Annotated in this window: 14 protein-coding genes; 8 read left to right on the forward strand and 6 right to left on the reverse strand. The window is 73.1% G+C overall.

Annotated features, from left to right (window positions below; translation table 11 throughout):
• Positions 1–133: 133 nt before the first annotated feature.
• Positions 134–811, reverse strand: a complete 678-nt coding sequence (locus tag ACFYPD_RS22135; protein ID WP_387116529.1) for a hypothetical protein — start codon at positions 809–811, stop codon at positions 134–136.
• Positions 812–881: 70 nt separating this feature from the next.
• On the opposite strand from ACFYPD_RS22135, the gene ACFYPD_RS22140 reads away from it, so the two are divergent.
• The 3 genes from ACFYPD_RS22140 to ACFYPD_RS22150 are packed head-to-tail and all read left to right on the forward strand — an operon-like array spanning position 882 to position 5,220.
• Positions 882–3,500, forward strand: coding sequence for a valine--tRNA ligase (locus ACFYPD_RS22140; RefSeq protein WP_387116532.1), 2,619 nt, complete (start codon positions 882–884; stop codon positions 3,498–3,500).
• On the forward strand, positions 3,497–4,831 hold the full coding sequence (locus ACFYPD_RS22145; protein WP_387116535.1) for a bifunctional folylpolyglutamate synthase/dihydrofolate synthase: 1,335 nt from the start codon (positions 3,497–3,499) through the stop codon (positions 4,829–4,831). Before ACFYPD_RS22140 ends, ACFYPD_RS22145 begins: the two co-directional genes overlap by 4 nt.
• Positions 4,828–5,220 carry a DUF4233 domain-containing protein gene (locus tag ACFYPD_RS22150; protein WP_387116538.1) on the forward strand — a complete coding sequence of 131 codons (393 nt, stop codon included), beginning with the start codon at positions 4,828–4,830 and terminating at the stop codon, positions 5,218–5,220. Before ACFYPD_RS22145 ends, ACFYPD_RS22150 begins: the two co-directional genes overlap by 4 nt.
• Positions 5,221–5,248: 28 nt before the next feature.
• Here the strand turns inward: ACFYPD_RS22150 and ACFYPD_RS22155 are convergent, their stop codons facing one another.
• Positions 5,249–6,496: a VOC family protein gene (locus ACFYPD_RS22155; protein ID WP_387116541.1), complete on the reverse strand. Its 1,248-nt coding sequence runs from the start codon at positions 6,494–6,496 to the stop codon at positions 5,249–5,251.
• A 144-nt stretch (positions 6,497–6,640) separates the two neighbouring features.
• Between ACFYPD_RS22155 and ndk the strand changes: the two genes are divergently transcribed.
• On the forward strand, positions 6,641–7,066 hold the full coding sequence (ndk, locus tag ACFYPD_RS22160) for a nucleoside-diphosphate kinase (RefSeq protein WP_262287536.1): 426 nt from the start codon (positions 6,641–6,643) through the stop codon (positions 7,064–7,066).
• Positions 7,067–7,121: 55 nt separating this feature from the next.
• Here the strand turns inward: ndk and sigJ are convergent, their stop codons facing one another.
• Both sigJ and ACFYPD_RS22170 read right to left on the reverse strand, forming a co-directional pair.
• Positions 7,122–8,009 carry an RNA polymerase sigma factor SigJ gene (gene sigJ / locus ACFYPD_RS22165; RefSeq protein ID WP_387116544.1) on the reverse strand — a complete coding sequence of 296 codons (888 nt, stop codon included), beginning with the start codon at positions 8,007–8,009 and terminating at the stop codon, positions 7,122–7,124.
• A complete protein-coding gene (locus tag ACFYPD_RS22170) occupies positions 8,006–8,446 on the reverse strand; it encodes a carboxymuconolactone decarboxylase family protein (RefSeq protein ID WP_387116547.1) in 441 nt (146 codons plus the stop codon). Before ACFYPD_RS22170 ends, sigJ begins: the two co-directional genes overlap by 4 nt.
• 202 nt (positions 8,447–8,648) lie before the next feature.
• On the opposite strand from ACFYPD_RS22170, the gene ACFYPD_RS22175 reads away from it, so the two are divergent.
• From ACFYPD_RS22175 to ACFYPD_RS22185, 3 genes are all read left to right on the forward strand, one after another.
• Positions 8,649–10,205 (forward strand): alkaline phosphatase D family protein, encoded by a 1,557-nt coding sequence (locus ACFYPD_RS22175; protein ID WP_387116550.1) that lies wholly within the window; start codon positions 8,649–8,651, stop codon positions 10,203–10,205.
• Positions 10,206–10,578: 373 nt separating this feature from the next.
• Positions 10,579–13,725 (forward strand): isoleucine--tRNA ligase, encoded by a 3,147-nt coding sequence (ileS, locus tag ACFYPD_RS22180; protein ID WP_387116553.1) that lies wholly within the window; start codon positions 10,579–10,581, stop codon positions 13,723–13,725.
• Between the two features lie 132 nt (positions 13,726–13,857).
• Positions 13,858–14,559, forward strand: a complete 702-nt coding sequence (locus ACFYPD_RS22185; RefSeq protein ID WP_387116556.1) for a lysophospholipid acyltransferase family protein — start codon at positions 13,858–13,860, stop codon at positions 14,557–14,559.
• A 4-nt stretch (positions 14,560–14,563) separates the two neighbouring features.
• Here ACFYPD_RS22185 and ACFYPD_RS22190 read toward each other — a convergent pair whose 3' ends face one another.
• The gene (locus ACFYPD_RS22190) at positions 14,564–16,030 is read right to left on the reverse strand and encodes a cryptochrome/photolyase family protein (RefSeq protein WP_387116559.1); all 1,467 of its coding nucleotides are present in this window, start codon (positions 16,028–16,030) and stop codon (positions 14,564–14,566) included.
• 88 nt (positions 16,031–16,118) lie between these two features.
• The gene (locus tag ACFYPD_RS22195; RefSeq protein ID WP_387116561.1) at positions 16,119–17,765 is read right to left on the reverse strand and encodes a hypothetical protein; all 1,647 of its coding nucleotides are present in this window, start codon (positions 17,763–17,765) and stop codon (positions 16,119–16,121) included.
• Positions 17,766–17,992: 227 nt separating this feature from the next.
• Between ACFYPD_RS22195 and ACFYPD_RS22200 the strand changes: the two genes are divergently transcribed.
• Entirely contained in the window at positions 17,993–19,978 is a 1,986-nt protein-coding gene (locus ACFYPD_RS22200) for a TIGR03960 family B12-binding radical SAM protein (protein WP_387116564.1), read from the forward strand.
• The last annotated feature ends 134 nt before the right edge of the window (positions 19,979–20,112 follow it).

Below are 20,112 nucleotides of genomic sequence, written 5' to 3' on the forward strand. Positions count from 1 at the left end.
CCGATGGTACTGCACTCGGGAGGGTGTGGGAGAGTAGGACACCGCCGGACAATCTTCCAGTCAGGGCCACCCTTCGGGGTGGCCCTGACTGCGTTGTGCTGACGTATTCGGCGCCCCGAAGGGCGCCGGCCGTTCAGCGGCGCTGAATGCCCTCGCGAAGCTGGCGGAACAGTGCCGCGGAGTCGCCCACGGACCGGCCCGGGAACATCGCCATCACGACGCTGCCGTGGTCCGCCCAGCCGCAGACCGCGAAGTCGCCGCCGTCGCCGCTGGTCGTACCGCACTTCATCACGCCCCCCAGGCCGCCGGCGTCCACCTCGCGCAGGCCGGTGACCTTGCCGGTTTCGTCGGCCATCAGCCCGAACAGGCTGTCGAGATCCCGCTCCGGCTGCCACAGCAGGGTGGTGCCGCCGAAGAGGAGCACCGACCGCTTGGCGTCCGCCGGGTCGGTGTAGACGGTGCCGAAGCCGCGGTCCAGCTCGATGTCGGCTGCGAAGCCGTCGCGCAAGTAGTCGGCGGTGCTGCGGGCCCGGTCGCTGTCGTCACGGGTCAGCCCGGCCACCGTGGCCGGTGTGCTCAGCTCGGTGTCCTTCTCCGCCAGCACCCGCCAGCCGCCGAGGCCGAGCGCCCCGGCGCCGGCCAGCCCGACCACCAGCGCGGCCGCGAGCGCGATCTTCCGCCGCCGGGAGGCGGGGCGTCGCTCGGGCTCCAGCGCCGGATCGCGGCGGCTCAGCCGGATCGGCTCGTCGGTCAGGTCGACCGGCTCGGGACCGTCGTCGACCGGACGCTCGGTGAGGTGCGCGTCGGACATGTCCGCCACCGTACGCGAACTAACAGGTGGCGCACGTCGGGTCTCCGAAAGCGCTCCGTAGACTTTCAGGGTGACCGAGAGACTGGATGCCCGACGCCCCGACGCCCCGACCCTTGCCGGCCAGTACCAGCCCGGCGAGGTAGAGCAGCGACGGTACGAGCAGTGGGTAGCCGCCGGCCACTTCCGGGCGTCGGCCCAGAGCGACAAGCCGCCCTTCACCATCGTCATCCCGCCGCCGAACGTCACCGGCTCGCTGCACATGGGCCACGCGTTCGAGCACACCCTCATGGACGCGCTGAACCGGCGTAAGCGGATGCAGGGCTTCGAGGCGCTCTGGCTGCCCGGCATGGACCACGCCGGCATCGCCACCCAGAACCTGGTCGAGCGGCAGCTCGCCGGCGAGGGGCTGTCCCGGCACGACCTGGGCCGCGAGAAGTTCGTCGAGCGGGTGTGGCAGTGGAAGGCCGAGTCCGGCGGCGCCATCCTGGGCCAGATGCGTCGCCTCGGCGACGCGGTCGACTGGGACCGTGAGCGCTTCACCATGGACGAGGGCCTGTCCCGGGCCGTCCAGACCATGTTCAAGAAGCTCTTCGACGACGGGCTCATCTACCGGGCGAACCGGATCATCAACTGGTGCCCGCGCTGTCTCACGGCGCTCTCCGACATCGAGGTCGAGCACACCGACGACGACGGCGAGCTCATCTCGATCCGCTACAGCGACGAGGTGGTGGTGGCCACCACCCGGGCCGAGACCATGCTCGGCGACACCGCGGTCGCGGTGCACCCGGAGGACGAGCGCTACCGGCACCTGATCGGCACCGAGGTGGACCTGCCGCTCACCGACCGGCGGATCCCGATCGTGGCCGACGAGCACGTCGACCCGAGCTTCGGCACGGGCATGGTCAAGGTGACCCCGGCGCACGACCCGAACGACTTCGAGATCGGCCAGCGGCACGACCTGCCGGCGCTGGCGATCATGGACGAGCGCGGGATCATCACCGCGCCGGGCCCGTTCCAGGGCCTGGACCGCTACGAGGCCCGCCCGGCCATCGTGGCGGCGCTGCGCGAGCAGGGCCTGATCGTCGCCGAGAAGCGGCCGTACGTGCACGCCGTGGGGCACTGCTCCCGGTGCAAGACGACGGTCGAGCCGCGGCTGTCGCTGCAGTGGTTCGTCAACACCGCTCCGCTGGCCAAGGCCGCCGGCGACGCGGTGCGCGACGGCCGGGTGACGATCGAGCCGGCCGAGCTGGCCAAGCGCTACTTCGCCTGGGTCGACAACATGCACGACTGGTGCATCTCCCGGCAGCTCTGGTGGGGTCACCGCATCCCAGTCTGGTACGGCCCGGCCGGAGAGATCGTCTGCGTCGGACCCGACGAGGAGCCGCCGACCGGCGACGGCTGGCGGCAGGACGAGGACGTCCTGGACACCTGGTTCTCCAGCGGCCTCTGGCCGTTCTCCACGCTCGGCTGGCCGGAGCGCACCCCCGACCTGGCGAAGTTCTACCCGACCAGCGTGCTGGTCACCGGCTACGACATCCTCTTCTTCTGGGTCGCCCGGATGATGATGTTCGGCCTCTACGCCATGGACGGCGTGCCGCCGTTCGACGTGGTGGCCCTGCACGGCATGGTCCGCGACGAGCACGGCAAGAAGATGTCGAAGTCGTTCGGCAACGTGGTCGACCCGCTGGACTGGATCGACCGGTTCGGCGCCGACGCCACCCGGTTCACGCTCGCCCGGGGCGCCAACCCCGGTCAGGACGTGCCGGTCAGCGAGGAGTGGTGCCAGGGCTCCCGCAACTTCTGCAACAAGCTCTGGAACGCCACCCGGTTCGCGCTGCTCAACGGCGCGCACACCGACGGGCCGCTGCCGGCCGCGACCGAGCTGTCGACCGTCGACCGGTGGATCCTCTCCCGGCTGGCGCACGTCACCGCCGAGGTGGACGAGCAGTTCGAGGCGTACGAGTTCGCCAAGGTCTGCGACCTGCTCTACCACTTCGCCTGGGACGACGTCTGCGACTGGTACGTGGAGCTGAGCAAGCCGGTGCTCGCCGAGGGCGGCGCGGCCGCCGACGCCACCCGCCGGGTGCTCGGGCACGTGCTGGACCAGTTGCTGCGGCTGCTGCACCCGGTGATCCCGTTCGTCACCGACGAGCTGTGGACCGCGCTGACCGGTGGCGAGACGGTGATGACCGCCGCCTGGCCGGCGGCCGACCGTACCCTCGTCGACGACCCCGCGGAGGTCGAGGTCGGCACCCTCCAGCGGGTGGTGACCGAGATCCGGCGGTTCCGTTCGGACCAGGGGCTGCGCCCGACGCAGCGGGTGGCGGCCCGGCTCGACGGCCTGACCGGCGCGGGCATCGCGGCGCACGAGCCGCTGGTCCGCTCGCTGGTCCGGCTCGACGCGCCGGGCGACGATTTCCAGGCCAGCGCCACCCTCGCCATGCCGGGCGAGGTCAGCGTCGCGCTGGACACCCGGGGTTCGATCGACGTTGCCGCCGAGCGGGCCCGCCTCACCAAGGACCGGGCGGCCGCCGAGAAGGAGGCCGCGCAGGCGCGGGCGAAGCTGAACAACCCGGCGTTCGTCGGCAAGGCCCCCGAGCCGGTGGTCGCCAAGATCCGCGAGCGGCTGGCGGTGGCCGAGGCGGACCTGGTCCGGATCGACGCTGCCCTGGAAGGGTTGTCCTCGTGACCGACCGCACCGAATTCGCCGAGGTGGAGGCCGCGCTCAACGCGCGCGGCTTCACCCGCATGCACTTCGAGCTGGAGAAGATCGAGAACCTGCTCGACCTGCTCGGCAGCCCGCAGCGGGCGTACCCGTCGATCCACCTCACCGGGACCAACGGCAAGACCTCGACGGCCCGGATGATCGACTCGGTGCTGCGGGCGTTCGGGCTGCACACCGGCCGCTACACGAGCCCGCACCTGGAGACCGTCCGGGAGCGGATCAGCCTCGACGGCGAGCCGGTGAGCGAGGACCGCTTCGTGGCCGCGTACCGCGAGGTGGAGCCCCTGGCCGAGCTGGTCGACCAGCGCTCGGCCGAGCCGCTGACCTACTTCGACCTGACCACCGCGCTGGCCTTCGCCACCTTCGCCGACGCCCCGGTGGACGTCGCCGTGGTGGAGGTGGGGCTCGGCGGCGCCGAGGACGCCACCAACGTCATCCAGGCCGGAGTCGCGGTGATCACCCCGATCGGGCTGGACCACACCGAGTGGCTCGGCGACACCATCGAGGACATCGCGCTGCACAAGGCGGGCATCATCCACTCCGGCGCCACCGTGATCGCGGCGGCCCAGGAGGAGGAGGCCGCCCGGCCGATCCTGGAGCGCTGCGCCGAGGTGGGCGCCACCGTCGCGCGGGAGGGCGCCGAGTTCGGCGTGCTGCGCCGCGCGGTGGCGGTCGGCGGCCAGGTGCTCACCATCCAGGGCCTCGGCGGGGTGTACGAGGAGATCTTCATCCCGCTGCACGGCGCGCACCAGGCGCAGAACGCCGCCGTGGCGCTGGCCGCGGTGGAGGCGTTCCTCGGCGCGGGCGCACGGCGGCAGCTCGACATCGAGGCGGTCCGGGAGGGCTTCGCCGCGACCAGCTCGCCGGGCCGGCTGGAGCGGGTCCGCACCGCCCCGACGATCCTGCTCGACGGCGCGCACAACCCGCACGGGATGGCCGCCACCGTCACCGCGCTGCAGGAGGAGTTCGCGTTCAGCAAGCTGGTCGCCGTGCTCGCCGTGCTCGGCGACAAGGACGCGGCCAGCCTGCTGGAGCTGCTGGAACCGGTGGTCGACTCGATCGTGGTCACCGCGAACAGCTCGCCCCGGGCGATGCCCGTCGACGAGCTGGCCGCGCTGGCCCGGGAGGTCTTCGGGCCGGACCGGGTCGAGGTGACCGAGGCGATGCCGGACGCCATCGAGGCGGCCGTCGCCGAGGCCGAGTCCGACGTGCCGGGCGAGCTGACCGGGGTGGGCGTGCTGATCACCGGATCGGTGGTGACCGTGGCCGACGCCCGCCGGCTGCTCAAGCGATGACCGGCCCCGTGGGGGAGCGCCCGCCGAACGAGGCGGAGCAGCCGGGGCCGCGGCGCTCCGGGCTGCGCGACCCCGACAAGGCCGTCCGCGGTCTCGGTGCCGGCACCCTCGCGCTGGAGGCGCTGGTGCTGCTGCTGGCCATCCAGCCGATCCGGGTGGTCGGGGGCAACCTCAGCGGGGCGGCCATCGCGGCGATCGTCGCGCTGGCGGTCGCCTGCGTGGTGCTCGCCGGCCAGATGAAGCGGCCGTGGGCCTGGAACGCCGGCACGGTCCTCCAGGGCCTGCTGCTGCTCGCCGGGCTGCTGCACTGGTCGCTGTTCGCGCTCGGCGTCATCTTCGCCCTGGTGTGGGCGTACGCGCTGCACGTGCGGCGGGTCATCCTCCGCTGAGCCGCCGGCGCGGCTAGCGCGGCGGGGTTCAGGCGTCGGCGAGGGTGCGCCACTGGGTGAGCGCCACGCCGTGCCCGTCCGGGTCGCGGAAGGCAGCCGCCCACACCTCCAGTTTGGCGCCCCGGTTGACCACCCGCGGGGCGTACGTGAACCGGACGCCCGACTCACGCAGCCGCTGGTAGGCCGCCTGGATGTCATCGACCTCGAGGTTGACGTGGACCAGCCGGCGGCTGATCGGGGCGGCCCCGGTCACCCGGCGCAGCACCAGGCGGGTCGGCCCGGAGGCGAGGACGGCGTTGCCCTCGCCCCGGTCCACCTCGGCGAAGCCGAGGTCCCGGTAGAAGTCCAGGGAGCGGTCCAGGTCGGTGACGAGCAGGGTGATGCCGACGCCGCTGATCGGGCTCGCCGCCTCGGCCGGCTCGTCCTCGCCGGCGGGACCGAAGATGGCCTCGTCCAGCTCCTCCGGGGTGGGCGGCGCCTCACCGACCGGCTCGTCCAGCGGGACGTCGATCGGGTCCACCGGCACGGTGTCGAAACGCTCCTCGGCGGGCGGGCGGGGCGTCGGGGCCCGGCGGGGGAGCGGGCCGCCCGTGGTCGGCTCGACCAGCTGCCCCTCGAGCACGACCCCGCCGCCGGGACGCTGGTGCAGCACCACGGGCTCGCGGTCCTCCGGCAGCACGGTGAGGTCGTCGAGGAGCGGGTCCGGCGCGGGCGGGAAGTCGTCGCGGAAGTCGTCCTCGGGGGCCCGGTCGGCCCACGGCGGGGCCTCCTGCCCGATCAGCACCTCGTCGATCGGGTCCGGGTCGGCGTACTCGGGCGGGAGGTCGGCCACCGCTGCGGCCGTCTCGGCGTGGGTGGGCACCTCGTCCCAGAGGACGCGGACGTGCCGCTGGTCGTCGAGGGCGACCCGGACCGGCAGCGCCTGGCCCAGCGACGGCCACTTGGCGACCGGGACCCGCGGCTCGATGATCTTCTTGGACCGGGGCGGCAGGCCGGGCGCGTCGATCACCAGTTGCAGCTCGCAGCGGCCGAAGGCGTACTGGGTGGGCGGCTCGGAGGCGCTGTGCACGTGGCCCAGCCCGACCACCCAGGTGCGGCCGCCGCCGCGGACCGTGGCCAGGGCGATCGCCAGCACCAGCAGGGCGACCCCGAGCGCCACGATCGCCCAGCTCGTCATGCCCAGCCCGAACAGGGTCACGAACGTGGCCAGGGTGCCCAGCACCGCGCCGATCAGCTTGCGTACCGGCGCGATGGGTCGGTTCCCGCCATTCGCCACAGTGGACCTCCCAGGGGTTCCAGGGCCAGGCTAGGCCGCCGCGGCGACCCAGGGAAGGAGCAGCCGCCGCGCCGACGCCGGGACCGGGTCGCTACGCTGACCGTACCCAGCCCGACCCGGTTCCGCGCACAGGAGGAAACCAGCGTGTCCAGCAGCAGCCCGGACGAGCGGACGCTCGTACTGATCAAGCCCGACGCGGTCCGCCGCGGTCTGGTCGGGGAGATCCTCGGCCGTTTCGAGCGCAAGGGCCTGCGGATCGACGCGCTGGTGGTCCGCACCATGGACGGCGACTTCGCCGACCAGCACTACGCCGAGCACGTGGACAAGCCGTTCTACCCGCCGCTGAAGGCGTTCATGACCGGCGGCCCGCTGGCGGCCCTGGTGCTCTCCGGCGACCAGGTGATCGAGGTGGTCCGCGGGATGATCGGCAGCACCGACGGCCGCAAGGCCGCCGCCGGCACCATCCGCGGCGACCTCTCCCTCTCCAACCGGGAGAACCTGGTGCACGCCTCCGACTCGGTGGACAGCGCCAAGCGCGAGATCGCCCTCTGGTTCCCCGAGCTGGGCTGACCCGGCTCCCGACGGCCCCGGTTCCGCGCGTGCGGGCCGGGGCCGTCGCGCGTGCTCAGCCCGGCACGCCGGTCAGCTTGTCCGGGTTGCCGATCAGGTAGAAGCCGGTGATCCGGCCGTCGGCGGCGGCCACGGAGAGCGTGTAGCGGGGGCCGGACGGCCAGCTCAGCAGCAGCGCGGGCGCGCCGTTGAGCTCGACCGGGACGCCCCGGACGTCGGGATGGCGCTGGTGGTAGAGGCCGGCGAAGAAGCGGGCGATCCGGTCCGCCCCGTGTACCGGGTTGCGGGCCGCGGAGACCCGGCCGCCGCCGTCGTTCCACGCGGTGGCTCCGGTAGCGACCAGGCCGGTCAGCCGGGCCAGGTCGCCGTCGCGCGCCGCGGCCAGGAAGGCGTCGAGCAGCCGGCGCTGCTCGGCCGGGTCGGCGGTGAACCGCCGCCGGCCCTCGGCGATCCGGGCCACCGCGCGGTGGTGCAGTTGCCGGCAGTCCGCCGCGGACCGGTCCAGCACGCTGCCGATCTCGGCGTACGGCAGGGCGAAGGCGGTGTGCAGCACGTACACCGCCCGCTCCGGCGGGGTGAGCCGTTCCAGCAGGTGCAGCAGCGCGGTGGAGAGCGTCTCCCGCTGCTCGACCGTGTCGAGCGGGCCGAACGGGGACGGGTCGGTCGGCACCGGCTCGGGCAGCCACGGCCCGACGTACGTCTCCCGGGCGGCCTGCCGGGCCCGCAGCCGGTCGATGGCCAGCCGGGTGACCACCTGGGACAGGTAGCGGCGCGGCTCGGCCACGCTGTCCCGGTCGACGTCCAGCCAGCGCAGGTACGCCTCCTGGAGCACGTCCTCGGCGTCGTGCAGGCTGCCCAGCAGCCGGTATGCCAGCCCGAGCAGCATCGGCCGGTGCGCGGTGAGCGCACCGGCCGCCTGCGCCGCCGCCGAGGGTGAGGTCACACCTCGACCGGCGGCTCGGTACGGGTGCTCACCGAGATCCGGTTCCACACGTTGATTGTGGCGATCGCGACCACCAGATCGGCCAGTTCCTTCTCCGACCAGACCTTCGCGGCGGCGTCCCACACGTCGTCCGGCACGCCGTGCTCGCCGAGCCGGGTCACCGCGTCGGTCAGCGCCAGCGCGGCCCGCTCCCGCTCGTCGAAGAAGGGCGCCTCCCGCCACGCCGCGACGGCGAACAGCCGTCGGCTGGACTCGCCCGCCCCCAGCGCGTCCCGGCTGTGCATGTCGACGCAGAACGCGCAGCCGTTCAACATCGACGCCCGCAGCTTGACCAGTTCCAGCACGGTGTGATCCACGTTCTTCTGGACGTACTTCTCCAGGCCGAGCACCGCCCGGTACGCCTCCGGCGCCACCGCCGCCGTATCCATCCGGCTCATCGCCGCCTCCTTCATCTCGTCGCTACACCCACACGACGGATGTGGGCCGGGGTGGTGTGACGGTGCGGTGATGTGACGGTGGTCATGCAGGAGTGGTGACGGTTTCGACAGCCGTCGTTGAGGTGCCGGCCACCTCGGTCGGCGTCCCCGGTCACGTCCGGTCGGTAGACCAGCCTGGCGACTTTCGAACCGGGAGGGATCCATGACGCAATTCGACCGACGTACGCTGCTCCGCGCCGGCCTGGTCGCCGGGGCCGGCGTCGCCGGCGGCGGGCTGCTCGGCGCGCCTGCCGCGCTCGCCGCCCCCGCCTGGCGGCCCGCCGGGCGGCCACTGCTCACCCACGGCGTGCAGAGCGGCGACGTGACCGCCGACTCGGCGCTGGTCTGGACCCGTGCGGACCGGCCCGGCCGGATGCTGGTGGAGCTGAGCCGCCGGCCCGACCTGCGCGGGGCACGCGTGGTGCGCGGCCCGGTGCTCGACCCGACCGGCGACTTCACCGGCCGGGTCCGGCTGCGCGGCCTGCCCACCGGCGAGCGGCTCCACTACCGGGTCCGGGTGGAGAGCCTGGACCGGCCCGGCCTGTGCAGCGAGCCGCTGGCCGGCTCGTTCGCCACCGCTCCGGGTCGGCACCAACGCCGGGACGTGCGGTTCGTCTGGACCGGGGACATCGTCGGGCAGGGCTGGGGGATCAGCCCCGACTTCGACGGCCTGGCCATCTTCCGGTCGATGCGGGAGCGCCGCCCCGACTTCTTCCTGTGCAGCGGCGACACGGTGTACGCCGACGGCCCGCTCACCGAGAGCGTCACGCTGCCCGACGGGCGGCTCTGGCGCAACCTGGTCACCGCGGAGAAGAGCAAGGTCGCCGAGACCCTGGCCGAGTACCGCGGGCAGTTCGCGTACAACCTGCTCGACGAGCACCTGCGGGCGTTCGCCGCGGAGGTGCCCCAGGTCAACCAGTGGGACGACCACGAGGTGTTGAACAACTGGTACCCGGGGGAGATCCTCACCGACGACCGGTACGCCGAGAAGCGGGTCGACGTGCTCGCCGCCCGGGCCCGGCAGGCGTTCCACGAGTGGCTGCCGGTCGCCGCCGACGGGCCGCTCTACCGCAAGCTGTCGTACGGGCCGCGGCTGGACGTCTTCGTCCTCGACATGCGCACCTACAAGGACCCCAACGACGGCAACACCTACGCCGACCCGGGGCGCGGCCTGCTCGGCCGGGAGCAGCGGGAGTGGCTGGTCCGCGAGCTGACCCGGTCGACGGCGACCTGGAAGGTGATCGCCAACGACCTGCCCATCGGCCTCGTGGTGCCCGACGGCCCGGGCACGCAGGAGGGTGTCGCGCAGGGCGACCCGGGTGCGCCGGCCGGCCGCGAGCGGGAGTTCGCCGAGGTGCTCCGTGCCGTGCACCGCGCCGGGGTGACCGGCCTGGTCTTCCTCACCGCCGACGTGCACTACACCGCGGCCCACCACTACGACCCGGCCCGGGCGGCGTTCGGCGAGTTCACCCCGTTCTGGGAGTTCGTCTCCGGGCCGGCGCACGCCGGCGCGTTCGGCCCGAACGCCCTGGACGGCACGTTCGGTCCGCAGGCGGTCTTCGTGCACGCCCCGCCGCGCGCCAACACCTCACCCGCCGAGGGCTTCCAGCACTTCGGCGAGGTCGCCATCGACGGCAGGTCCGGTGACCTCACCGTCCACCTCCGTGACCGCGCCGGCGCCTCCCTCTGGACCACCACACTCCCGGCCCCCATCCACTGACCCCACCCCCAGCGCCGATCATGAGGTTGGCGGCGATGACGATCTCGGATGTCGCCGTCAACCTCATGATCACCGGGGGGTGGGCCGATACTCGGCGGCGGACGGCCCGCCCGGTCGAGTACGCTTGACGGCACACAGGCGACGACCCGGCCATCACCGGTGAGCCTCCGGAAGAACGGCCGGGTGACCGGCTCAGTAGAACCGGACGGGACCGGCCCGTCACAGCCGGCCAACGAGCGGGCGGTCGCACTTTGACCGCCAAGCGGGGTGGTACCGCGGGCCTTGCCCCGGCGCGCCGGCACGGCGTACCGGGAAGGGGTTCGTCCTCGCAGACCCACACGGACATGTGAGCTGCTGAGGAGAGCGACCCCCGATGGCCTATCCGTTGCACGACCCGACCGCCGCCGGCGTCCCGGCGAGCCCGGACCTGCCCGCGGTCGAGCGCCGGGTCCTGGAGCACTGGACGGCCGACAAGACCTTCGAGGCCAGCGTCGAGGCCCGCCCGGCCGGTGAGGACGGGAAGAACGAGTTCGTCTTCTACGACGGCCCGCCCTTCGCCAACGGCCTGCCGCACTACGGCCACCTCTTCACCGGGTACGTCAAGGACGTGGTGCCGCGCTACCAGACCATGCGCGGCCGGCACGTCGAGCGCCGGTTCGGCTGGGACTGCCACGGCCTGCCGGCCGAGGTGGTCGCCGAGAAGCAGCTCGGCATCACCACCAAGGCGGAGATCCTCGACCTCGGCGTGGCCCGGTTCAACGAGGCCTGCCGCAACTCCGTGCTGGAGTTCACCCAGGACTGGGAGCGGTACGTCACCCGGCAGGCCCGCTGGGTCGACTTCGCCAACGACTACAAGACGCTCGACCTGGACTACATGGAGAGCGTCATGTGGGCCTTCAGGACCCTGCACGACAAGGGTCTGGTCTACGAGGGCTTCCGGGTGCTGGCGTACTGCTGGCGGTGCGAGACCCCGCTGTCGAACACCGAGACCCGGATGGACGACGTCTACAAGGACCGGCACGACCCGACGCTGACCGTCTGGTTCGAGCTGACCGCGGACGAGTCGGCCCCCGAGTTGGTGCGCGGCCCGGTGCGGCTCGGCGTCTGGACCACCACGCCGTGGACCCTGCCGTCGAACCTGGCGCTCGCCGTCGGCCCCGACATCGAGTACGCCGTGCTGGAGCGCGACGGGCAGCGCCACGTCGTCGGCGCCGCCCGGCTCGGCGCGTACGCCAAGGAACTGGAGGGGTACGAGCAGGTCGGCACCGTGCACGGCCGGGACCTGGTCGGGCGCCGCTACACCCCGCTCTACGACTTCCTGGTCGACCAGGGCGGCGAGAACGCCTACCAGGTGCTCGGCGCGGAATTCGTCACCACCGAGGACGGCACCGGGATCGTCCACCTGGCCCCGGCCTTCGGTGAGGACGACCAGAACACCTGCAACGCGGCCGGCATCCCGACCGTCGTCACGGTGGACGACCACACCCGGTTCACCGGGCTGGTGCCGCCGTATGAGGGCGAGCAGGTCTTCGACGTGAACAAGCCGGTGATCCGGGAGCTCAAGGAGCGGGGGGTGGTGCTCCGGCAGGACACCTACACCCACTCCTACCCGCACTGCTGGCGCTGCGACACCCCGCTGGTCTACAAGGCGGTCTCCTCCTGGTTCGTCGCGGTCACCCGGGTCAAGGACCGGATGGTCGAGCTGAACCAGCAGATCAACTGGACGCCCGGACACATCAAGGACGGCTCGTTCGGCAAGTGGCTGGCCAACGCCCGGGACTGGTCGATCAGCCGGAACCGCTTCTGGGGCTCGCCGATCCCGGTGTGGAAGTCCGACGACCCGAACTACCCGCGGGTCGACGTGTACGGCTCGCTGGCCGACATCGAGCGGGACTTCGGCGTACGCCTGACCGACCTGCACCGGCCGGCGGTGGACGACCTGGTCCGCCCCAACCCGGACGACCCGACCGGGAAGTCGATGATGCGCCGGGTGCCGGAGGTGCTGGACTGCTGGTTCGAGTCCGGCTCGATGCCGTTCGCCCAGGTGCACTACCCGTTCGAGAACCGCGAGTGGTTCGAGCACCACTACCCGGGCGACTTCATCGTCGAGTACATCGGGCAGACCCGCGGCTGGTTCTACACCATGCACGTGCTGGCCACCGCGCTGTTCGACCGGCCGGCGTTCCGCAACTGCCTCAGCCACGGCATCCTGCTCGGCTCCGACGGGCGCAAGATGTCCAAGAGCCTGCGCAACTACCCGGACGTCTACCACGTCTTCGACGCGTACGGGTCGGACGCGATGCGCTGGATGCTGATGTCCTCGCCGGTGCTGCGGGGCGGCGACATGGCGGTCACCGAGACGCTCATCCGGGACGCGGTGCGGCAGGTGCTGCTGCCGCTCTGGAACGTCTGGTACTTCTTCTCGCTCTACGCCAACGCCGACGGCTACACCGCGAAGCGGCGGGTGGATTCCACCCACCTGCTCGACCGGTACGTGCTGGCGAAGACGAACGAGCTGGTGTCGACGGTCCAGGGGCAGCTTGACGCGTACGACATCTCGGGCGCCTGCGCCACCGTCAGGTCCTACCTGGACGCGCTGACCAACTGGTACGTGCGCCGCTCCCGGGACCGGTTCTGGGCGGGCGACGCCGACGCGTTCGACACGCTGTGGACGGTGCTGGAGACGCTCTGCCGGGTGGTGGCGCCGCTGGCGCCGCTGACCGCGGAGGAGATCTGGCGCGGGCTCACCGGCGAGCGGTCGGTGCACCTGACCGACTTCCCGTCGGCGGAGGAGTTCCCGGCCGACCACGAGCTGGTGGCCGCCATGGACAACGTGCGGGCGGTCGCCTCGGCGGCGTTGTCGCTGCGCAAGGCCAAGGGGCTGCGGGTGCGGCTGCCGCTGTCGAAGCTGACCGTGGCCTCGCCGGTCGCGGCCCAGCTGCGGCCCTTCGCCGACCTGGTCGCCGACGAGGTCAACGTGAAGGCGGTGGAGTTCACCGACGAGGTGTCCGCCTACTGCCAGCAGGTGCTGACCGTGGTGCCCCGGGCGCTCGGCCCGCGGGTCGGCAAGGCGGTCCAGCAGGTGATCAAGGCGGTCAAGGCGGGAGAGTGGGAGCTGGTCGACGGCGCCCCGGTCGCCGCCGGGGTCACCCTCGCCGAGGGCGAGTACGAGCTGCGCCTGGTCGCCGCCGACGCCGAGCACTCCGCGCCGCTGCCCGGTGGCGAGGGTGTGGTCGTGCTGGACACCGAGGTCACCCCGGAGCTGGCCGCCGAGGGGCTGGCCCGGGACGTGGTCCGGGTGGTCCAGCAGGCCCGCCGGGACGCCGACCTGGACGTCTCGGACCGGATCGTGGTGGCCGTCTCCGCCTCGGAGGAGGTCCGCGCGGCGGTCGCCGCGTACACCGACTTCGTGGCCCGGGAGGTGCTGGCCGACACGGTCGACTTCGCCGAGGGCGTCGACGGCTTCGCCGGCGAGGTCGGCGAGGGCGAGCGGGTGACGGTGGCCGTCCGGCGGGTATGAGTTTCTGACGGCGGGTCCGGCGGCGTCCGCGCCGCCGGACCACCCCGCGGACGGCTGACCACCCGATCCGCCGGATGCCGACCCGTCCGCTACCGTGACAGCGCCTGCTCACGTACGACCGCCGGAGGACCCGTGCCCCTGCTCTACACCATCGGCAAGCTCACCGTGGCGCCCACGCTCCGGTTGGCCTTCCGTCCGCACGTGGAGGGGTTGGAGCACATCCCGGCGACCGGCGGCGCGATCTTCGCGGGCAACCACCTCTCCGTGGCCGACGAGCTGCTGCTCGGCACGGTGGTGCCCCGGCACCTGGCCTTCTGGGCCAAGTCGGAGTACTTCAAGGGCACCGGCGTGAAGGGCGCGTTCTCCAAGTTCGTGCTCACCGGGCTGGGCGCCATCCCGGTCGAGCGGGCGGGCGGCCGGGCGGCGCTGTCCGCGTTCGACGCCGCCATCCCGGTGCTCAAGGCCGGCGACCTGGTGGCCGTCTACCCGGAGGGGACCCGCTCGCCCGACGGTCGGCTCTACCGGGGGCGGACCGGCGCGGCCCGGCTGGCGGTGGCGGCCGGCGTGCCGATCATCCCGGTGGGCGTGACCGGCACCGACAAGGCGCAACCCATCGGCACCCGGGTGCCCCGGCCCGGCCGGGCGGAGATCACCATCCGGTTCGGCAAGCCGCTGGACTTCACCGGCCGGTCGGACGACCGCACGTCGCTGCGGGAGATGACCGACGAGATGATGGCCGAGATCCAGAAGCTCACCGGCCAGGAGTACGTGCCGCGCTACGCGCCCAAGCGCGCCGAACCCCCCGCCGAGCCCCCGGCCGACCCGGGCACCTGAGCCGTCACGGCGGGTCGCTGCCGCGCCGCCCCTCCTGGGTGACCACCGCGTCCAGGTCGCCGAGGCGCGCCAACTGCTTCAGGGCCCGCGCCATCCGCGCGTTCGCCGGGATCCGGCCCCGGTTGCCGGCCAGGAACGCCCAGTAGCCGGCGGTGAACGGGCAGGCGTCCTCGCCGAGCCGCTGCCGAGGGTCGTAGCGGCAGCCGCCGCAGTAGTCGCTCACCCGGTTGATGTACGCGCCCCCCGCGACGTACGGCTTGGTGGTCATCCGGCCCAGGTCGGCGTACTGGCTCATGCCGACCACGTTGCCGGTCATCACCCACTCGTAGCCGTCCACGAACCGGGTGTGGAACCACTCGGCCAGCTCGGACGGGCGCCAGCCGCGCTGGAGGGCGTAGTTGCCGAGCACCATGAGCCGCGGGATGTGGTGCACCCAGCCCCGGTCGCGGACGCCGGTGAGCACGTCCTGCAGGCAGCGCGCGTCGACCGAGTTCGCGTCCAGGTCCCGCCACCAGTCCGGCAGCGAGCTGCGGGCGCCGAGTGCGTTGCTGTCCCGCCAGCCCTTCTCGAAATACCAGTAGGTGTGCCAGATGTAGTCCCGCCAGCCCATCACCTGCCGGACGAAGCCCTCCACCGCCGCCAGCGGCGCCCCCTGCCGGTACGCCCGCTCGGCGCCTCGGACCGCCACCAGCGGGTCGAGCAGGCCCAGGTTGAGCGAGGACGACAGCACGCTGTGCGCCAGCCACGGGTCGGTGGAGAGCATGGCGTCCTCGTACCGGCCGAACGCGGCGAGCCGGTGCCGCAGGAAGTGCCGCAGCCGCGAGCTCGCCTCGGTGGTGGTGGCCGGGAAGCGGCGCGGCCCGTCCCGCCCGGCGAACCGGATGCCCTCCCGCGCCCAGCGGTCCAGGTCCGCCCGGACCTCCGCGTCGATGTCGTCCTCCTTCGGCATCGACGGGGTCGGGATGCCGATTCTGCCGTGCTTCGGCGGCGGCTCGCGGTTCTCGGTGTCGAAGCTCCACCGGCCGCCGACCGGTTCCCGGCCGTCCATGAGCACCCCGTGGTGCTCACGGGCGAACCGGTAGAACGCCTCCATCCGCAGCGCGCCCCGCCGGCCGTCGGCCCAGTCGGCGAAGTCCGCCAGGCTGGTCACGTAGCCCCGGGCCGGCAGCACCGTGACCCCGTCCAGGTTCCGGACGAACTCCAGCGCCCGCCGCGAGGTGGGATGACACACCTCCAGCGGCTCGCGGACCTGCTTCAGCGCCTGCCCGTACGTCTCGCCGCGCAGGAAGATCGCCTGGTCGCCCAGCTCGGCGGCGCGGTGCCGGAGCGCGGAGAGGATCAGGTGGGCCTTCTGCCGGTGGTAGACCCGCCGCCGGAAGACCGCCTTGGACTCGATGAGGAGAACCGGCTGCTTCCGCTCGTCGAGGAAGTGCGGCCCCAGCTGGTCAGCGAAGAGCCAACGCCGCGACATGTCCTGATTGTCACCCCTCGGACCGATCCGACCCGACAGGAAAACGGAACCTTTACGTGTTCGATACGTTGCGAACGGTGACGGTCTCTCAGGACTGTTCGGGGACCACGACCTGTTGGCGCAGGTCGTCCAGCAGCCGGCCGCTGTCCTCGACCGACAGTCGGGTGAAGACACCGGTGGCCAGGCTGCCGTGGTCGACCGACGTGCACACCACCACCGTGTCGCCGTCGGCCCGGCCCACCGCGCAGCGCTCGTACCGGCCCCGGACGCCGGTCTCCACCGGCACCGAGGGCTTGAGGGCGTACCGGTCGGTCAGGCGGTCCAGCTCGGCCTGCGCGTCCGACTCCGGGCTCAGCCGGAACCCGGTGCCACCGAAGAGGGTCACCCGCTTGCCGTCGGACGTCGCGTAGATGCCGGCGAAGGTGTCCTCGGCGAGCAGGTGCGCCTGGCGTACCTGCGACTTCAGCTCCTCGGCGGCGGCCTGGCTGCGCTCGTCCTGGCGCAGCCGCATCGAGCCGAGCTGCTCGGGCAGGCTCGCCCTGGCCGGGTACTGGGCGGAGAGCGGCTGGGCCCACCAGAGCGGCACGCCGCAGCAGCAGGCGACGCTGAGCAGCAGCACCCAGGGCCAGCGGCGCCGGCGGCGGACCGGCACGGCCACGTACCCCTTGGGCGGCGCCCACCCCGGCGGCGCGGCCACCGGCGGCGGGGTCTTCCCGCGGCGCTGCTTCGGCAGCGCGGGCGGCGAGACCGGCCGGGCGACCACCGGCCGGGTCGGGGCGACCGGCGGCGGGCTGACCGGCGGCGGGCTGACCGGCGGCGGGCTGACCGGCGGCGCCGCGGCCACCGGCGCGGCGGGGTAGGGCTGCGGGTGCGGGTGCGGCACCGGGTGGGGCGCCGTGTAGGGGAGCGTCGGCGGCAGCGCCGGAAAATCGGCGGAGTGCAGGTCCCAACCGGTGGTGTCCACGCCCGCCCACGGGTCGACCGGGACCTGGTGCTCCGGCGAGTCGACCGGCGGCACCGGGGTGGGCTCGGCCGACTCGCCCCAGGCGCGCCTGCGCGGCGGCGGGGGCGGGACGGCGGCGGAGCCGCTCCAGCGGGGCGCGGGCGGCTGCGCCGGCGTCTCCACGCCGGCCTGGTTCTCGACGCGGGTGGGGTCCGGCCGCTGCTCCACCCGGGTGGGGTCGGGGCGGGGCGCGACCGGGGCGGAGCCGGCCGCGCGGGCAGGGCCCGGCACGGCGGCGGAACCGCGGGCGGGAGGGGCGGGCGAGACCGGGGTCGGGTCGGGGTGCGGCGTGGCCGGGGTCGGGTCGGGGTGCGGCGTGGCCGGGGTCGGGTCGGGGTGCGGCGTGGCCGGGGTCGGGTCGGGGTCCGGCGCGGCCGGGGGCGGTGGCTGCGGCGTGGCGGCGGCTTCGGCGTCCGGCGCCTCGGGTTGAGCCTGCGGGGCGGCCTCGGCCTGCCCGGCCGGGTCGGCGTGCGCGGTGGGCTCGCCCTCCGGCGCAGGCTCAGCCGGTGCGGCGGCTGGGACGGGCTGCGGGTCCGGCACGGTGGGCCGGGCCTCAGCGCCCAGCGGCGCGGACTCCGGCGACGACGGCGCGTCCGTCGTGGTCGGGAGCGCGGCGTCGGCCTGCGGTGGAACGTCGGCCGGAGGCTCGGTGACCGCCGGATCCCCGTTCCGGCCGGTGGCCGGGGTGCCCCCGTCGGCCGGCCGGTCCGCCCCCGGCTGCGGCTGCGACATCGCGGCAATCTCCTCTCGCGCCCGTTGCGAGGTTAGTACCGCCCCGCCACCCCCGACGAATCCGCGGCACCACCCGCCCCGACCCGTCCGGCTCCGTCGATCAAGAGGTTTGCGTCTGGATCGGCCCGGATCCCGACGCAACCCTCTTGATCAACGCGGCAGGGGCTGCTGGAGTGGGTAGCGGTGCGGCGTGGTGGGCGGCGGGGGACCGCGTACCCTTGGGCATCATGAGTGCCCCGTCGACGACGCCGCGCCCGGCCGCGGCCAATTCGGTCTGGCCGCGGCTTGAGCCGCTGCTGCCCCAGGTGACCAAACCCATCCAGTACGTGGGTGGCGAGCTGGGCGCGGTGGTCAAGGACTGGGACGCCGCGACCGTCCGGTGGGCGCTGATGTACCCCGACGCGTACGAGGTGGGCCTGCCCAACCAGGGCGTGCAGATCCTCTACGAGGTGCTCAACGAGCTGCCCGACGTGCTCGCCGAGCGGACGTACGCGGTCTGGCCGGACCTGGAGAAGCTGATGCGCGCCCACGGCGTGCCGCAGTTCACCGTCGACGCCCACCGCGCGGTGCGCGACTTCGACGTGTTCGGCGTCTCCTTCTCCACCGAGCTGGGCTACACCAACCTGCTCACCGCGATCGACCTGGCCGGCATCCCGCTGCTGGCCGCCGACCGCACCGAGGCCGACCCGGTGATCGTGGCCGGCGGGCACGCCGCGTTCAACCCGGAGCCGATCGCCGACTTCGTCGACGCCGCCGTGCTCGGCGACGGCGAGGAGGCGGTGCTGGAGATCACCGCGATCGTCCGGGACTGGAAGGCCGAGGGCTGCCCGGGCGGCCGGGACGAGCTGCTGCTGCGGCTGGCCCGCACCGAGAGCATCTACGTGCCGCGTTTCTACGACGTGGACTACCTGCCGGACGGCCGGATCCAGCGGGTCGTGCCGAACCGCCCCGACGTGCCGTTCCGGGTGCACAAGCGCACGACCATGGACCTGGACGCCTGGCCGTACCCGAAGAAGCCCCTCGTGCCGCTGGCCGAGACGGTCCACGAGCGGTACGCGGTGGAGATCTTCCGCGGCTGCACCCGGGGCTGCCGGTTCTGCCAGGCCGGCATGATCACCCGCCCGGTGCGCGAGCGCTCGATCACCACGGTCGGCCAGATGGTGCAGCAGGGGCTGGAGTTCTCCGGCTTCCACGAGGTGGGCCTGCTGTCGCTGTCGTCGGCCGACCACTCCGAGATCGGCGACATGTGCTCCGGCCTCGCCGAGCAGTACGCGGGCACCAACGTCTCGCTCTCGCTGCCGTCGACCCGGGTGGACGCCTTCAACATCGACCTGGCGCAGGAGCTGTCCCGCAACGGCCGGCGGACCGGCCTGACCTTCGCCCCCGAGGGCGGGTCGGAGCGGATCCGCAAGGTCATCAACAAGATGGTGTCGAAGGACGACCTCATCCGCACCGTGGTGACCGCGTACACCAACGGGTGGCGGCAGGTGAAGCTCTACTTCATGTGCGGCCTGCCGACCGAGACCGACGCCGACGTCCTCGAGATCGCCGACATGGCGCACGAGGTCATCCGGGCCGGCCGGGCGGCGACCGGGTCCAAGGACATCCGCTGCACCGTCTCGATCGGTGGCTTCGTGCCGAAGCCGCACACGCCGTTCCAGTGGGCCGCCATGGAGCGCCCGGAGGTCATCGACGGCCGGCTCCGGCTGCTCAAGCAGGCCATCAACAGCGACCGCTCGCTGGGCCGGGCCATCGGCTTCCGCTACCACGACGGCGAGCCGTCGCTGATCGAGGGCCTGCTGTCCCGGGGCGACCGCCGGGTCGGCGCGGTGATCCGCAGGGTCTGGGAGAACGGCGGCCGGTTCGACGGCTGGAGCGAGCACTTCTCCTACCAGCGCTGGGTGGACGCGGCGGCCGAGGTGCTGCCCTCCGTCGGGGTGGACCTGGACTGGTTCACCACCCGGGAGCGTGACGAACTGGAGGTCCTGCCCTGGGACCACCTCGACTCGGGCCTGGACAAGGACTGGCTCTGGCAGGACTGGCAGGACTCGCTCGCCGAGTACGAGCAGGACGACTGCCGCTGGACGCCCTGCTTCGACTGCGGCGTGTGCCCGTCCATGGACACCGAGATCCAGATCGGCCCGACCGGCCGGAAGCTCCTGCCGTTGACCCCGGTCAACGGTCTGAAGCTGCCCGCCGGCGCCCAGCAGTAGCACCACCGACGCACACCGGAGCGCGGGATCCCTCGGGGTCCCGCGCTCCGTCACATTCCGGGACGCGTCGCCCGTCGATGTTCCGTGACGCGGGGTGGGGGTGCCCCGACTGGCCGTCTCTCGATACGCTGCGT

It is taken from the genome of Micromonospora sp. NPDC005299, from assembly GCF_042872345.1.
Taxonomy (GTDB): domain Bacteria; phylum Actinomycetota; class Actinomycetes; order Mycobacteriales; family Micromonosporaceae; genus Micromonospora.

Coding starts and splice junctions, on each gene's coding strand:
- ACFYPD_RS22135 (WP_387116529.1), bottom strand. CDS start 811: ATGTCCGACGCGCACCTCACCGAGCGTCCGGTCGACGACGGTCCCGAG.
- ACFYPD_RS22150 (WP_387116538.1), top strand. CDS start 4,828: ATGACCGGCCCCGTGGGGGAGCGCCCGCCGAACGAGGCGGAGCAGCCG.
- ACFYPD_RS22170 (WP_387116547.1), bottom strand. CDS start 8,446: ATGAGCCGGATGGATACGGCGGCGGTGGCGCCGGAGGCGTACCGGGCG.
- ACFYPD_RS22175 (WP_387116550.1), top strand. CDS start 8,649: ATGACGCAATTCGACCGACGTACGCTGCTCCGCGCCGGCCTGGTCGCC.
- ileS (WP_387116553.1), top strand. CDS start 10,579: ATGGCCTATCCGTTGCACGACCCGACCGCCGCCGGCGTCCCGGCGAGC.
- ACFYPD_RS22190 (WP_387116559.1), bottom strand. CDS start 16,030: ATGTCGCGGCGTTGGCTCTTCGCTGACCAGCTGGGGCCGCACTTCCTC.
- ACFYPD_RS22195 (WP_387116561.1), bottom strand. CDS start 17,765: ATGTCGCAGCCGCAGCCGGGGGCGGACCGGCCGGCCGACGGGGGCACC.
- ACFYPD_RS22200 (WP_387116564.1), top strand. CDS start 17,993: ATGAGTGCCCCGTCGACGACGCCGCGCCCGGCCGCGGCCAATTCGGTC.